Consider the following 16,286-nt stretch of genomic DNA (forward strand, 5'->3'; position numbering starts at 1 on the left):
GAGCGCGCGATCCGGCGCGGTGGCGAGTGCGAGAGCCGCACCCGCCACCGCGTCAGGTGTCACGCACGCGGCGCTCGGACCGTTGCGAGGCTGCTGTCAGCGGGGGTACGCCACCGGGCTGCGGTATCCGTCCCGGTTGACGGCCCGTACGCCGAAGAAGACGTTGTCCTTGGACAGGTCGACGGTCGCGGTGGTGACGTCGCCCACCTCGATGACATGGGTCCAGTCCGGCTCGGTTGTCTCCCGCCAGAGCACCTCGTAGCCGGTCAGGTCCTCCTCCGTGCCCCGCTGCCAGGTCAATGTGGTGTCGTTGGTGAGCGAGCTGGTGAGCATTCTCGCGTTCCTCGGGGTGCCTGGTGCCTGGGCCAGCGACCACATCGCTGCGCCGTTGACCCGGGCGATTCGGGTGATGTAGTCGAAGTCGCAGAATTCAGGCAGGTCGCCATACTGCTTGCCGTCCGCGACGCGGACATTCTGGTGCTGGTGGGCGAAGTCCTCGTTCGGCTCGGTGAACCGTCCCGCCGGCCAGCCTTCCTGCAGGAAGGGGATGTGGTCGCTGCCGCGCAGGTAGCGGTCCCGCCGGTAGATCACCCGAACCTGCATGCCAGTGATGCTGTGCGGGTTGACATCGGTGACGAAGCGGGCGAGCTGACGGGACGGCCCATCATTCTCGCCTCCAACCGACTGCCGGGTGGTCGCTTGTTGCGGCGTCTCGGATGTCGGCACCCCCTCGGCGAAGAGCCGAACGGTGCGGTTGTCACGGGCGCCGTCGTCAGCGGTGCTGCTTCCGATGATGTCGTTGCTGAACATGCCTTGGACGTCGACCCCGGCGGCCTTGAGCTGCTTCGCCATGTAGGTCGAGCCGTAGAGGCCCTGCTCCTCACCAGCGACCGCGGCGAAGATGATGGTGGCCCTGGTACGCCTCGTGGCCAGCACCCGGGCCAGTTCCATGATCACCGCCACGCCGGAGGCGTCGTCGTCGGCGCCCGGTGCGTCGCTGACGGCGTCGTCGACGTTGCTGGCCCGGGAGTCGTAGTGCCCGGTGATGACATACACCCGGTTCGGGTCGGCGTCGCCGTGCAGGGTGGCGATCACGTTGGTGATCTGGGTCGGCACCGGGATCCGGGAGGCCCGTCCCTGCAGGTAGGACTGGAGCTCGACGGTCATCCGGCCACCGGAGGCGGCGGCGTAGCCGAGCATCTCCTGGTAGATCCAGTCCCGGGCCGCGCCGATGCCACGCTCCGGGTCGGTCTGGCTGGACAGGGTGTGGCGGGTCCCGAACGCGGCCAGCCGCCGCACGATGGCCTCGATGCGCGCCTCGTCGACCTCGGCGAGGAGCTGCTTGAGCTCGTTGTCCGGAAGCTGGGGCTTGGCCGGCTTGCCCGGTCCGTCGATGCGGTGCGCGCCGGAGGCCGCTGCGGCCGGGGCGCCAATCAGAGGTACGGCCACAGTCGCTGCGGCGGTGGCGGCGGACGCGGTCAGGAAGGTCCGGCGGGTGGACCTCGTGGGTTCCGCGCCGGTCGGCTGTGAGGACGTCATGCGATGAGCGTGACCGCAGACCGGGATGGATGTCTATATCACTTGATCGAAATTTGAGGCTTGGCTCGGCCTGGCCTATCCGGACAGCCTGCTTGGACTGGCAGCAATGGCGCGGGTTTGCGGTCGCCGTGTTTCCTAAAAGGAGCCGACTACCCGGGGAATGACGGACCGCCTCCGCGGGTAGGCGACCAGTGACCGATTACGGTCCGCTGAGGAGGTGAGGGCATGTTCCGGGCGAGCCGGACGAGCTCCACCCCACGCCATGCCGCACCTTTGCCGGTGCGGGAGCCGGACACGGCCGGTTCGGACTGGCGGGACCGCTGGGCGAACCGCGAGAACAGGCGGCGGTGGCGCGCGTACGAGGACACCGTCGAGGTCTGGTCCCTGCAGGGCATCCGGCTGCTCCGCCTGCGCGCGGAGGCCGAGAACCTCCCGGCCGAATCGCCGGCCGACCTGCCCGTGGACCTGGCCGACGGCGAGGTCGTCGTCGCCGTGCAGCCGAAGGCGGAGCTGGTGGAGGTCCAGCCCGGCCGCCACGCCGACCTCCCCGTGCCCGAACTCGCTGTCCTTCCCGTCCGGCGGACAGGGCGGGCGCGGCGTCTGCCGCACGGCCTCCGGGTGGCCGACGCCGGGACAGCCGTGGTCACCGATCGCCGGGTCATCCTCCTCGGCCGCAAGGACGATCGCGAGTGGGCGTTCCCGCTGCTGAGCGGCCTCGCGCACTACCCGACGGTGCCCATCACGCTGTTGCACACCGCCGACGGCCGGCCACTGGCCGGCCTCCGGGTTCCCGTGGACGACGCGGCCCGCTTCCGGCTGAGACTGACCATCGCGTACGCGGATGCCATCGGTCGACGCCCGACCGTTCTCGCCCGGCTCGACCGGGCGGTGGCCGCCAACCGGCGGTCGGTGCCGCCGCTGCCGATGCTCGCGACGGCGGAGCAGGCGCCGGCGAGGGCTCGCCTCGCCCACCCCGCGATCGCCGCGGCCGCCGTCGCGCTGATCGCTCTGCCGGCATACGCCATGATCGTCGACTCGGGCAGGCCGGACGATTCCCGCCGTATCGGTGTCGGCCCACCGCCGCGCACGGCGCTTCCTGAACCGGAGACCGGGACACCATCAGGTAACGCTCCCACCACCGCGTCGCCGGCACCCGCGACGACCACTCCCGGCAGGGCTGCCGGTGCGCCGACCCTGCATCCGGTCGCCCCGCGCCGATCGAACCCGATTCCCCGCCCGTCGGCCCCGGCTCCCCGCCCCGTCACGCAGCCCGCGCCACCGCCGGATGCCGGCCCAGGGCCGGGCCGTCCGACCCCGGCCCCACCGAACGGCCCCGAGGGCCACCCGACGCCGGCAGACCGGTGCGGCGCGCCGACGAATCCATACGGCTACACCTACTGCGCCGGCGAACTCGTCCACGAGCCGGCCGCCGACGTGTGCAACTACTTCACCTGCGTGGAGGGCTTCTGGGCGGGCAAGGGCTACATGATCGTGTGCGATGACGGGCGGATCGGCATGGCCGGCGGCCCAACCGGCAGGTGCCCGGAGCACGCGGGCCGCAAGGACCCGGTGTACGCGGCCGTTGACTAGCCGTTCGCCCCGCCGCTCGAGGAGACTGACCTGGGACTGGGGACATCGTCCATCCCGGACCTATCGACCTCAACCACTGGTGAGCCTCCCAGCTCGCGCTCAAGGACCGGGTGTCCAACGTCGGCCAGTTCATCGACGCGGTGCAGCGGGTGGCCGGAGGCGGGAAGGTGATGGACCCGGAGATGGTGTCGCAGCTGTTGGCCCGCAACAGCGGGGCGCAGCGGCTGGGGGAGCTGACGACGCGGGAGCGGGAAGTGCTGGGGTTGATGGCAGAGGGGCGGTCGAACGCGGCGATCGCGGGGCGGCTGTTCGCCACCGAGAAGGCGGCCAGCAAGCACATCAACAACATCTTCAGCAAGCTGGGGATGCCGCCCTCGGAGGACGACAACCGGCGGGTGCTGGCGGTGCTCGCGTACCTGAACGGCTGAGGCATGGGCGGCCAGCGGGTTTCATGAACGAGCCGGACATTTCTGGCCGCTCAGACCCACTGGTTCGCCCGTTTCGTCAGGCATCGTGCCCGCTCGTCCAGCGAAGCATTGACGGGTCAGGGGTCCCGCTGCCAGGACTCCTGCCTGTACGGTCCGAAGACCGCCAGCGGGGAGGTGGGTGGGGATGCGCGCGTGCTCGCGGCGGATGCGGAAGCCGGAATGGACCGCGATGATTCTTCTGTCGCCCAGACCGGGTCCGGTTGACTGACCGGACCACAGGCGCACGCCGGCGTCCGCTCGACCATTGCGTCCCCACCACGAGTCAAAGGGTTCACATGTTCTCCCGCACCACGTCTCCGGCGGAGTCGCCGTCGTTGATCCTCGACCGCGCCACCTCCCTGGTCGACTACCTGATGGCCGTGCGGGCCCAGATGGAGAAGCCGGCCCGGACAGTGCCGCAGGCCGATGCCTTCTGGCAGCATGATCTGCCCGTCCACCCGGACTGCCAGGTCGGTGTCTCCCCGGACGGCAGCAGCTGGTTGCGGATAGGTCTGCCGCCTGCGCCGAAGCAGCTCCGGGCACCCGGCGAGTTCAGCCTGTACCTCACCGGGCCCCTGTCGTACGAGACCGAGCCGCGGCTGGCTGGGGATGAGGAGACGCTCGAGCACCTGCGTACCCGGTTCGAGCAGTGGCGGCAGCGGGACTGGCGCCCGTGGGCCGAGCAAGCCCGGCGCACGGAGGCGGTCCGCCGGCTGCACCGGAGCCTGTTCGACCTCAAGCACCGCGTCGACATGAACGCCGCCACCCACGAGCTGGTGTGGGGGCACGGTGTCCTGCGAACGGACGTCGACGCGAACCGGGTGCAGTACCCCCTCATCGTGACACCGGTCGCCATCGAGTTCGACGCCGACCGGTCGATGATCCGTGTGGTGCCGCAGGGTACCGGCCGTCTCCAGACCGACCCGCTGACCGGCCTCGACGAGCGGTACCTGAGCCAGCTGCTCGCGCTCGCCGGTCCCGGCGGGCAGCTCGACCTCGACGTCTGGGATGACTTCAACCGCCTGGAGTTCTTCGAACGGGCCCTGCGTCGTCTCGGGCTCGATCCGATCGTCCGGGCCACCGGCGCTCCCGCTCCAGCCGGCTCGCACGTCCACGACACCGGCGTGCTCTTCGTCCGGCCCCGGCAGCGGATGCTGCGCCGCTTTCTCGAGGAACTACGAGCCCGCCTGCTGACCGGCGATACATCGAGCATCGGCGCGCTGGCCGCCATCCTCGCCCACGAGCCGAGCCGCCTGGAGATGCCGCACGACCAGCCGGCCCGGTGGGCGCCGCTGGGGGAGCGGCTGCTCATGCCGCTGCCCACCAACGAGGCGCAGGAGTCGATCGCCCGACGGCTCGCCCAGCACCGCAACGTGGCGGTCCAGGGACCGCCTGGCACGGGCAAGACGCACACCATCCGCAACCTGATCTGCCACCTGATGGCGCACGGCAAGCGGGTGCTCGTGGTCGCGCAGAAGGAGGACCCGCTGCGGGTCCTCCGCGACGGGCTGCCTCAGGAGATCCAGTCGCTGTGCCTGGCCGTGCTCGGCCGATCCACCGACCAGCTCGTCCAGCTCCAACTCGCCGCCAGGGAGCTCTCCGACCGTGGCGCCACCCTCGACAAGCGGGGCGAGCAGCAGCGGGTGGACCGGCTGCGCCGCCAGCTCGAAGAGGCCGAACGGGACCTCGGGCAGGCGCTCGGTGCGCTGCGGACCCTGGCCGAGACCGAGTCCGCGCACTACGAGATCGACGACATCCGGCTGTCCCCCAGCGACATCGGAAGCTGGTTGCGGGACCGTGCCGACCGGTACGGCGACATCCCCGACGAGATCCCCCCGCACCTCGAGGCTCCGCTCACCGCCGAGGAATTCACCGACCTGCTCGACATCGCCGGCCGCATCGTCCGCCAGGACCGCACGCAGGCGCTGCGGCACCTGCCGACGGCGGCCGCGTTGCCGACCGCCTCGGCCGTCCTCGCCGCGCGGCGGGAACTCGCCGCCGCCCGCGCCGAGCTGAACCGGCTCGTCGCCGAAGGTGTGGTGCTTGCGGAGGTACGGGCATTCGGCCTGCCAGCCCTCGACGAGCTCGCCGGGTACCTGCGCGAGGCACTCGCCGTGCTCACCGCCAGGGAAGGTGCCTGGACGGACGGACTCGCCAAGCTGCTGCAGGCCGACCCGAACTGGCGGGCCATGTGGGAGGACCACGTCGCCGCCTGCCAGCGGGCTCTCTCCGAACTCGCCACGGCGGCCCGGGCCGTCGCCGGCCACCAGGTGACCGTCCCCGACCCGCAGCTTGCCGAACCGCGTCGGCTGGTAGCCCAGCTTGGCGAGCTGCGCCAGCGCTTCGCCGCCGGCAAGGGCGTCAACCGGCTCTTCCAGGGCACGCTCGCCAAGCTCGCCGCCGACTGCCGGATCGACGGTGAGATCCTGCGCAGCACCGACGACGTCGACATCGTTGTCGCGTACGTCAACCGCCTGCGGCTGCGGCAGGAGCTCGCCACCCGGTGGACCGAGTGGCGGAACCTGCTCAACCTGCCGCAGGAGCCCGCCGGCCAGCCCGAGCTTTGGGCTGGTCGGCTGCTCACCGACGCGGCGACCGCCCTGGATTGGGACCGCCAGCGTTGGCCCACCCTGCATGCGACCGTCCGTCGGCTGGTGCCCTGGGTCGAGCAGGCGGTCGACGTACGCCGGCTGACCGCGCTGACCGACCTGATCGCCCGGTGCGCGGCCGTCTTCACCCACGACCAGCTCGTCGCCGAGGAACGCGAGCTGGGTGCCGTGCTTCAGGTCGGGATGTCCACCGGCGACGCCAGTGAGCTGTGGCGGCTGCTCGACCAGAGCCGCCAGCAGGACGACCTGCCCGGCTGGGACGGCATCCTCGACGAGGTACGCCGGCTGGCCGGCCTGCGCCCCGACGCGCACCGGTTCACCGAACTCGCCGAGCGGCTCCGCCCGGCCGCCCCCGCCTGGATGACCCAGATCGACGAGGGTGCCGCGACCGCCCTCGTCGGCACGGGCGGCGACTGCCTGCACCGATGGCAGTGGCGCCGCGCCCAGACCTGGTTCGACAGCGTCGTGGGCAGCGTCGACCCGGTCGCGCTCGGCCGGCGGGTCGAGCAGACCCGGGAGCGCATCCGGCGGCTCACTCAGGAACTCGTCGTCGCATCCTCCTGGCTGGAGGTCTCCAAGGCGCTCGACGATCGTCGGCGGGCCGCGCTCGCTGACTGGACTACCGCCCTGCGCAAGATCGGAAAGGGTACGGGGAAGAACGCCGCCCAGTGGCAGGCGCACGCCCAGAAGGCAATGAGCGCGGCGGTGGATGCCGTGCCGGTCTGGGTCATGTCCGTCGACCGGGCCATCGAGCAGTTCGCCGGCGGGGCGCACTTCGACGTCGTGATCGTCGACGAGGCGTCTCAGGCCGACATGTTCTCCCTGCCCATCCTGAGCCTCGCCGAACGAGCCGTCGTCGTCGGTGACGACCAGCAGATCGGTCCGCAGCTGTCCTTCGTCGGCACGGTCACCGGTCTGATCAACTCGCATCTGGTCGACGTGCCCTCTGCCGAACACTTCGACCCGGAAAGCAGCCTCTACGACCACGCAGTCCGACGTTCCCCGGAGCGCATCCTGCTGACTGAGCACTTCCGCTCCGTACCGGCGATCATCGGCTTCTCCAGCCAGACGTACTACGGCGGGGAGATCGAGCCGCTGCGTACCGACCGGCCCGCCGGCATCGGCGACCCGGTCATCGCCGTGCACGTGCCGCAAGGCATCCGGCAGGACCTGACCGGCTACGGCAACGTCAACGTCGCCGAGGCTGAAGCCCTCGTCACCCGGGTCGCGGCGATCGTTGCCGACCCCGCGTACGAGGGACGCAGCATCGGGGTGGTCAGCCTGCTCAGCACCAGCGGGCAGGCCCTCTACCTGCTCACCCGGCTGCGCGAGGAGATCGGCGAGGAGGAGATGGAACGACGCCGGTTGCGCGTCGGCGACTCCTACACCTTCCAGGGCGACGAGCGGGACATCGTCCTGGTGTCGATGGTCGTCGAGCCGCACCGGGGCCCGGTCGCCGCATTCACCAAGCGGGACCACCACCGCCGGGTCAACGTCGCCGCCTCCCGCGCCCGCGACCAGCTGTGGGTTTTCCACTCCGTACAGCCGGCCGACCTGCGCGAGGACGATGCCCGCGGGCTGCTGCTCACCTACTGCCAGAACGTCACCGCCGCCGACGAGGCGTACGACGACTTGGAGAAGCGCTGCGACAGCGACTTCGAACGCGAGGTGCTGCGCCGAATCCTGCGTCGCGGGTACCGGCCGCTGCCGCAGTTCCGCATCGGCGGGTACCGGATCGACTTTGTCCTGCCCGCGCCGGACGGGCGGCGGCTGGCCATCGAGTGCGACGGCGACGCGTACCACGGGCCGGACCAGTGGGAGAGCGACATGCGCCGGCAGGCGGTGCTGGAGCGGGTCGGCAACTGCGTCTTTGTGCGTATCCGGGGAAGTGTCTTCAGCCGCGATCCGGAGGCGGCGCTGGAGCCGCTGTGGCAGCGCATCGACGAGCTGGGCATCAGCGCCCCGCCGGTGGTGGAGGTGCCTAAGCCTGCACCGTTCGTCGAGCCGGATGTCCCGTCGGCACGGCCTGCGGGGCCCCGGTTCCGTGAGGCCGTGGCGCTGCCGCGCGAACGGCCGCCGTCGCCGCCGGTCAGCGCGCCCGTCGCGGACGAGCCGGTAGACGAGGTGTCCGCTGCACCGGCCCCGCCTTACCCGGAGCCGCCGAAGCCGGCCGTCGCCGAAACCGGGCGGTCGTCGTCAGTTCCGTCTGGTGCTGATACGTCGACAGCTGTCGAGGCTGACTCCGACGAACCCACGGCAACGCCGGCCGTTATCCCGCCTCGGCAGGCCGTGCCGGAGCCAGCGGTCGTCGTACCGCCGCAGCGGCCCGCGCCGGACCCGGCCGCGCGGCCAGCCGACGTGCCCGCGACGGACGACGGGATCGTGCCGGTGCCGGTCGGCTACCGCAACGTCGCGTGGCTGCGGCCCTACGAGGCGGTGGCCGCGGTCGACTGCTACCAGCACTGCCGTGACGTGCCGATCCGGCACGAAGGCAAGGTGCTGGGCTGGGCCCGCTACTACGACAACGCGTCCCCAGAGGCGCGGAAGTATCGAGCCAACGTCCGCGTCGAGCGGGCCCATCCGACCGGCGCGAAGCTCGTCTGCTGGGTACGCCCCCACGAGGCGAAGGCCGTCATCGGCGCTGCCTCGATGAAGCGGGACATGCCGGTGGAGGACAGCCGGGGACGTCACGCCGGGCTCGTGGAGTACTTCCCGCCGGGCAGCCCCGCCGCCGTCCGGTTCCGCAGCGTCACCCGGCTGCTGCGGCTCTCCGGCGGCGGTGAGGGCCGGGAAGCCACCCCCACCGCACCGCCGCCGGCCAGCAGGGAGACGCCTGATCGGGCGAGCCTGGAAGACACCCTCAACGAGGCGATGGAGCGGGCCTACGATCGCACCAAGGATTCACCCGACGAGCCGGACCGTGGCACGGCGGACCGGAGGGCGCTGGAAGCCGTCTTCCACGACGCCATGGTCCGCAGCTACGAACGGGCCCGCGACCAGGCGAACTACCACGCCGCGCTTTTCCTCCGCATGCTCACCGAGAAGGGCGGACTGGCTACGGCCCGGCAACTGCTCCACAACCCGGGCGTCTCCGACGGGTTCACGGCGCTGTGGGAGCGGGGACGGGTGGATCTGACGGTCGAGGCGGTGGTCATCAGGCCGCGGTTCCGGCCGCTGTTCACCGACGAGGAACTGGCGATCGCCAGCAAGCGGGTGGTGGAAGCGTCCTCGCACGTGTCCTGAACGGCATACAGCCGCCGCTACGCGGCCAGTGGCTCGCCCTTGAACACCTCCCGACGGTGCCAAAAGACATGGTCGGCTGCCGGCACCGCCGTGCCCGGACGCGGCCTGAGCATCCGACCGTGCAGGTCATACACCATGCGCCCGACGCTGGTCCGCGAGGTGAAGGCGCTCGAGACGTGGATGCGCAGGTCAGTATCAAGGCCCAGTGCACCGAAGTCGAAGAGCTTGTGGTGCAGTACGCACAGCGCAAGGCCGTTGTCGAGGGTGTCCGGACCGTCGAAGGCCCACCACCGCACGTGCGCAGCCTCGACCCCGACTGCGGCGCTGTGGAGTTGGCCGTCGTACCCGCAGAAGGCGCACTGCCGGTCCCATGCTTGAAGGACCGCAAGCCGCCAGGTGGTATCCCGTCGACGGACGGCGGCTGGTGCCGCGCCGGGCGCGTGCAGGACGTCGTCGGGGTCCAGTCCTGCGGCGGTGAGGACGTCCGGCGCGATCGTCGGCGGGAAGTGGCTCTCTACCAGGGCGCGAGCGGCAGCCCTCAGCAGTTCGGGATCCTGCCGCAGCGCCGCCTCGATGGGTGTGGCGAGCCGGCCCACCACCTCGTGCGCTGCCAAGGGGCCGATGAGATCCATCGGCACGTTGTGGTTGAGCGTCCAGACGCCATCGCTGCGCAGCCGGGTGAACGGATAGGCCGCACTCTGCGCGCGGGCTGTCCGTGAGGCGGGGCCGAACTCGGCAATCAATTCGCTCAGCCGAGCCTCAGCCTCCGACCAGGGCAGCTCGCTTGATCCGGTGTCGGTGAGGCGCGCGAGGGCCAGCAGCACCAGCAGCGGCTTGTGCGGTGCGCGCCGTCCGTGGCGTTGATGCAGGCGTAGCGAGGACAGCCGGTCCAGCACTTCTTGATGGGTCGAGGTCATGCGGCGATCGCCCGGGCGGCGGCGTACATGTCGGCGGGGAGCGGGTGCTGCAGGCGCCAGAGAATCCGCATTGGTCGGTCGCCCGTGTGCTCCTGGTAGGTCATCGGCCCGGCGTACAGGTACGGCGGTGCACCGAGGTCGCGGTCGGCGACCTTGGTCTCCCGCACGAACAGGTGCACCGTCGACCCTAGTTTCTGGTGGTTGATGTAGCGCTGCCCTGTCGCTGAGGCCGACGAAGTCGTGCTCTGCGACTCCCACTGGAAGAGGCGGTTGGTGATGGCCCGGTCGGCATACATCGTCGTGGGGGAGTAGTGCTCTTCCGACTTGACCAGGGTGACGAAGAAGAGGTCGGCCTGCTCGTTAGGCAGCCACTTCACGCCCTCGCGCAGCGACCCTGGGTTCGGCATGCCAAAGGCGGCGCAGGCCTCGTTGCGGCTGTAGCGGACGTGCACCCGCAGTGGTAGCTGCTCGGACTCCGGCTGCGGCGTGACCCGGTGGATGCGATCTCGCAGCACCTCGGCGACCTCGCGCAACTCCGCGCATCGCGCCGGCTCCGCCCACAGCCGCTTGAGCCGCGCGTCGCGCTCCGTCAGCGGCACCGACGGCCCCCACAGGCTGAAATGCAGCATGTCCAGCAGCCGTCCGCCGCCGGGCTGTTCGCCACTCGCGACCCGGACGAGTAGGTCCAGCCGGTCGACGTCGTCGATGTGCAGCATCCGCCCGATGGCCCGGCCGAGCTCGCGGTCGTTGGGGCCGCCGGCCGAGGTGTCGATGCCCGCGAGGCGCCGCAGCCCCGCCCACCCGCCGATGCTCGCCGACCGGTAGACGTCCTCGATGTCCAGGCCGGTCTCGTGTAGGAACTCGGCCAGGCTTACCTCACCGAGCTGCCGCAGCTCCGCCACCAGGCCATTCTTCGAGGTCGGCAGGGCCGACTTCAGGTTGGCGAGCACGATCTCCTTCGCCACTCGGTCCAGCTCGATGTGGCAGCCGCTCGGCAGCGACGGGAAGTCATCCCGCACCGCGGCCTCGACGGCCCGCCGGCTGACGCCGGCCAGGGCCCGCCACCGCAAGTCGAACCGGAAGTTGGCGTGCTGCCCGCCGATGAAGTCGAGCACGGTCAGGCACGGCTTGTCGTCGTCGAGGCGCAGACCGCGGCCGAGCTGCTGGAGGAAGATGGTGGCGCTCTCGGTGGGGCGCAGCATGAGGATCGTGTCGACCATCGGCAGGTCAACACCCTCGTTGAACAGGTCGACGGTGAACAGGACCCGCAGCTCACGCTTGCGGAAGTGGTCGATCAGCGTGTGCCGGCCGACGCGATCGACCCGCGAGGTCACTGCCGCCGACGGCACCCCGTGCTTGGTGAACCAGTCGGCCATGAACTCGGCGTGCCCGATGCTCACGCAGAACCCGAGCGCCCGCATCCGCCCCACGTCGACGGTGTCGCGAACCGCCTGCAGGATCATCCGGGCACGGGCGTGGTTGCCGGTGTAGACGCCATCCAGCTCGGCTGGGTCGTACCCTTGCCCGCGCTTCCAGCGCAGCTGCGACAGGTCGACGTCATCGTGCAGCCCGAAATACTGGAACGGCGCCAGCAACTGCCGCTCGAGGGCCTCCCACAGGTGCAACTCCACCGAGGCACGGCCGTCGAACCACCGCCGCACGTCGCCACCGTCACTCCGGTCGGGAGTCGCGGTCAGCCCCAGCAGGACGCGCGGCCGCAGCCGTTCCAGCAGCCGTGCGTACGTCGGCGCCTCGGCGTGGTGGAACTCATCAACGATCACCATGTCGAACGCTTCGGGGTCGATTTCCTGCCGCTGCAGCGACTGGATCGAGGCGAAGACGTGATTCCAGTCCTTCGGCCGATCCCCACCGACGAGGGTTTCGCCGAAGCTGCCGTCCCCCATCACCTGCCGGAACACCGACCGGCTCTGCCGCAGGATCTGCTCCTGATGGGCAACGAAGAGCAGCGAGTCGACCTGGCCAGCCTTGCGGAGCCGCCGGTAGTCCAGCGCGGCTACCACCGTCTTGCCGGTGCCCGTCGCCATCACCACCAGGTTCCGCCAGCGGCCGTGCACCAGCCGCTCGGCGTCCAGGTCGTCCAGAACCTCCTGCTGATACGGGAACGGCCGGACGTCCAGGTTCGCGATCTCGGTGGGCGCCTCGTCAGAGCGCTCGCCGCGCAGCGCAAGCCGCAGCCGGTCGGCGTCCTTCGTCGGGTCGTACGCCTCGAAGGCAGAGTCGTTCCAGTAGTCGGTGAATGTCGCCTCGAACGTGTCGATGACGTGCGGCTGCTCCAGGCTCGAGATCCGCACGTTCCATTCGACGCCGTCGACCAGCGCGGTCTTTGAGAGATTGGACGAGCCGACGTATGCGGTGGTGGTGCCGTTGTTGCGGCGGAACAACCAAGCCTTGGCGTGAAGCCGAGTAGTCCTGGTCTCGTACGAGACCTTGATGTCGGCGCCCAACTCGGCGAGCCGGTCCAGGGCCCGCTGGTCAGTCGCGCCCATGTATGTCGTGGTGATGACCCGCAGCCGGCCGCCCCGGGCAATCAAGTCGCGGATGGCGCCCTGGACCTGGAGCAGGCCGTGCCACTTGATGAACGCGCAGAGCAGGTCCACATGGTCGGCGGAAGCCATCTCGTGAGTGACCTCGTGACCGATGCGAGGCTGGTGGCGGCCGTTGACCAGCAGGGCGCCGGTAGAGAGCGAGGTGGCGGGCCGTATGGGGAAGGTGGTGGAGGCGGGTGGCGCCGGCGGGGCCGCGATGGCGTGCAGGAGGCGCTGCGTGTCGGCGACCTGGTCGTCGGCGCCGACGGCGCGCGGCTCGGCCTGGGCGATACTCTCTGCAATCCGGTTGGCCAGCGCGACCTGGCGGGCAAGCTTGTCGTCACCTCCGCCGAGGGCGAGCAGCGCCCTGCGGGTCAGTGCCGCGATGTGCCGGGCGAGCACGTCGTGAGCGTCGGCTGGGTCGAGCTTGCCGTGCTGGAGCAGCAACGGGTTGACGTGCTTGAGCCGCTCGGCGAGTTCGCGAGTAATCAGGTGCTCGTAGATGCCCGGCTCTAGATCAGTCACGTCGGCAAGCTAATCAAGCATCGGGGTGAGCGCGCTGCCCCGGCTCGCCCGGCCACCCCTCTCCATGGGCGGATAAGCCTTGAATTGATCAATCCCCGGCTCCCTGTCGAAGTGGCCGTGCCCGGCTATCCAGCCCGCGATGGACCGGTTCTGGATCCATGGCAAGGCGGTGTGGATTTGTTGTGTGACCAGGAGTTCCCGTGCTCGAGGCCGTTGCCCTCAAGAACACGCAATAAAGCTCCTCATCTCGGTCGCGATGGCGAAGAGGTCGAGATTCAGTCGAGCGCCGAGGTCGTTCACCTCAGGTAGTTGCGACCCCAGCGGGAGAGTGCGGGCGTGTGGCGGAGGCCCCGAGCACTCGATCGTCATCGACAGCGGCGTACGGGTACCGGACAGCGAATAGAGCCGCCACACGGCCATTCGCGAGTCGACCAAGAGCATCTTTCTATCGACCACCGCGATGAGAACGGCGTACCTTGGGTTTCGGGCCAGCGCTGCGGCCGCGTCGTCAATCCGCGTCAACTCGGTGACAGCGCGAGCGGCCGCCCGATAGGCGTTTGCGAAGTCGCCTTCCACCCGCCACACGCCCTCCTGCAGCTCGATGGCGAGGCCAGCCTCGGCCAGTGTCGCCCGTGCCTCCGCATATGGATCCTGGCGTGCTTCCTCCGCGAGCCTGATGGTTTCGCGAAGCTCCTTGCTGGTCGCTACCCAGGCGAAAGGCTGAGTGGCGGGCAGAAGAAGTTCCTCAGCCAGTGAGAGGTCGGCTTCAGCTACCCACTCGGACGCATCTGCCCAGGCGACGGTAAAGGGCAGATCTTCCTGCCGGCCGCCGTGCAGCTGAGTTCCCTGCCGCAGCGTGGCCATAGCGACGGCGAGGAGGGCGTAGAGATGATCGAAGGCCTCCGCGGGAAGCTCGTCGAGTACGTCGTCGTCCGGAACGAGCGACCAGGCCAGCCACCTCAGGTCACTTCGCCAACTGTCGTCCTTATGCCATGCACCAGCCGCAAGCAACGTCAGATAGAGCCGGGTGACGACCATGCGGAGATGAATCGGCGGCAGGGTTGACCAATCGTCCTCGACGGTGGGTTCCGTCACCGCGGCGACCCAGCGCTCGGCGAACCGTCGGTACTTGGCACGCTGGTCCGGACGGATCTTTGGGACCTGCGTCGCCGAGTTCTCTTCCTCGTCGCGGGCCACGCCGTCGAGTACGTCCTCATCCTCGTCCTCCGTCACCTCTCCTTCGTCGACGTCATCGATGGACCAGTGAGTCGCGGTGTTATGGTCCCGAGCGCGCTTTCTCGGGAAGATGAGGCCGGACAAGCTCGCGCCGAGTGCCTGTTCGCACTCCTCGAGGTAGTCGGCCCAGCGGTCGCCCGGCTCGACGTGGGAACTCACAGGCGTTGTGGATGTCGAGGACGGGGTGCGGCCGCGAAGGCCGACCTGCTCGGCGAGTCGGCCTAGCTCATTGGTAAAGCGCTGAGCCAGCAGCGGGTCGGTGAAGAGTTCTCCCACCTCCCCTGACCATGAGAGGCGCGGCGCGTCGTTGGGGTCCTGGCGAGGCCGGCAGCGGGAGCTGTCAGTGATGAAGACCGCCGCCGATTCCAGACGTTCGCCTGCCACGTCCATCACCGCGCGTACTGCGCCTCCGGTCAGTTCCGGTACCAGCAGGCGTGCGGATTGCTGATCAGAAGGAATTACACCTGACGCGGTCCACGATCCCGGCGCACCCGTCGGGGACGTTTCGATGGTGACCCTTTCGCCCGGCGGCGCGGCCAGTTCCACGATCAGTGTCCCGTCTACCAGAGCACAGCCGAGAAGGATGGGCGCGGAGGCGCTTGCGGTGCTGCCAGCGAGCGGCGCCGACCGCAGGTTCCGAATGACGTTAGGTGGCTGAGGATCCCCTTCCGACGGGAAGAGCCCGGAATCGTGCGGTGCGATGACGGCCAACTCACAGTGCCGCCCTGTCTGGCGCTGGTCAACAGCGCGGACGAGGTGATATTCGCACTGCCGGTCATGCCAGCAGTCTTTCCGTCGGCTGTGCGCCACTCGATCAATTTTCCGTGCCGGGCCCGCCCGGCGCCGAGCAGGATGAAGGTCTGATCAAGGACGGATGCAGCAGCCCGGGACAAGGCAGCGCCATCGAACATGGCGACGGAGGGCTGAACGGCGACACGTATGGCGCGGGGCTTCATCCGGCTGACGATGGCCGTCGTCGCCCGGGCTGGCGGGTCGTAGAACGGGGCAGCGAGGCGCAACTCGTCTACCGGATCCGCCGGTAGGTGATCCAACAGCGGTTCCCGGAGGTTACCGAAGGCCCGCACGTCCGACCAGCGTTCGTCGATCTCCTGCGGCCGCATCCGCCCGGCGATGTACCGCAAAGTCTTGGCGATCCAACTGGCCATCCCCACCGTGTCCGGCAGGTCGTGCAGCCAGTCCGCAACGTCATCGATGATTTGCGGACTATAATCGACGGTTGCGTAGGCGGTCACCCACAATTCGTGGTTGTATCCCCACCCGGACAGCGTCGGGTTGCCCGATCCAACCGCCAGCCACACGTCCCGGTCGCCGAGCAAGACCACCAGCTTGGGATGGAACGCCCTCGAGCAGACAGCATGACCATGTTGATAGGCCACGCCGGCCCGATGTACATCTACGGGATCATGCACGGCCTGTCCGGGGTCGCCGAGGACCGTGATCCGTGCGCCGAGAGCCCGGGCGGTAGGGATTGCGAACTTTTCGAGGAAGGCTAGGTCGACGGTGTAACCGGTGATCAGTACCTCGCGCAGCCGAGCCGCGTCGATTCGATCTCGCCACTGTTCTAAGTGAGCGTCCGGGAACTTCACCAGTTGC

7 protein-coding genes and 1 pseudogene are annotated in these 16,286 nt (G+C 69.5%); 3 read left to right on the forward strand and 5 right to left on the reverse strand.

The window, feature by feature from the left end:
• Positions 1-96 precede the first annotated feature (96 nt).
• Positions 97-1,539, reverse strand: a complete 1,443-nt coding sequence (locus A6A27_RS36430) for a M28 family metallopeptidase (RefSeq protein WP_073839221.1) — start codon at positions 1,537-1,539, stop codon at positions 97-99.
• 225 nt (positions 1,540-1,764) lie between these two features.
• Here A6A27_RS36430 and A6A27_RS36435 point away from each other — a divergent pair, with 225 nt between their 5' ends.
• The 3 genes and pseudogenes from A6A27_RS36435 to A6A27_RS36445 all read left to right on the forward strand — a co-directional run bounded on the left by A6A27_RS36435 (position 1,765) and on the right by A6A27_RS36445 (position 9,448).
• Positions 1,765-3,129 (forward strand): hypothetical protein, encoded by a 1,365-nt coding sequence (locus tag A6A27_RS36435; RefSeq protein WP_143194358.1) that lies wholly within the window; start codon positions 1,765-1,767, stop codon positions 3,127-3,129.
• Positions 3,130-3,227: 98 nt separating this feature from the next.
• A pseudogene (locus tag A6A27_RS36440) lies at positions 3,228-3,557 on the forward strand (response regulator transcription factor); the annotation flags it as partial.
• Positions 3,558-3,892: 335 nt separating this feature from the next.
• Positions 3,893-9,448: an AAA domain-containing protein gene (locus A6A27_RS36445; protein ID WP_073839223.1), complete on the forward strand. Its 5,556-nt coding sequence runs from the start codon at positions 3,893-3,895 to the stop codon at positions 9,446-9,448.
• A 17-nt stretch (positions 9,449-9,465) separates the two neighbouring features.
• On the opposite strand, the gene A6A27_RS36450 is transcribed toward A6A27_RS36445, so the two are convergent.
• The 4 genes from A6A27_RS36450 to A6A27_RS44640 form a co-directional block, all read right to left on the reverse strand.
• Entirely contained in the window at positions 9,466-10,365 is a 900-nt protein-coding gene (locus A6A27_RS36450; protein WP_073839224.1) for a phosphorothioated DNA-binding restriction endonuclease, read from the reverse strand.
• A complete protein-coding gene (locus A6A27_RS36455; RefSeq protein ID WP_073839225.1) occupies positions 10,362-13,436 on the reverse strand; it encodes a DUF3427 domain-containing protein in 3,075 nt (1,024 codons plus the stop codon). The genes A6A27_RS36450 and A6A27_RS36455 overlap by 4 nt, the downstream gene beginning before the upstream one ends.
• Positions 13,437-13,655: 219 nt before the next feature.
• Positions 13,656-15,218 (reverse strand): hypothetical protein, encoded by a 1,563-nt coding sequence (locus A6A27_RS36460; protein WP_143194359.1) that lies wholly within the window; start codon positions 15,216-15,218, stop codon positions 13,656-13,658.
• A 14-nt stretch (positions 15,219-15,232) separates the two neighbouring features.
• Positions 15,233-16,286: hypothetical protein (locus A6A27_RS44640; RefSeq protein ID WP_198940605.1), on the reverse strand; the 1,054-nt coding region annotated here is incomplete at its 5' end.

The organism is Micromonospora sp. CB01531, assembly GCF_001905095.1.
Lineage (GTDB): Bacteria > Actinomycetota > Actinomycetes > Mycobacteriales > Micromonosporaceae > Micromonospora.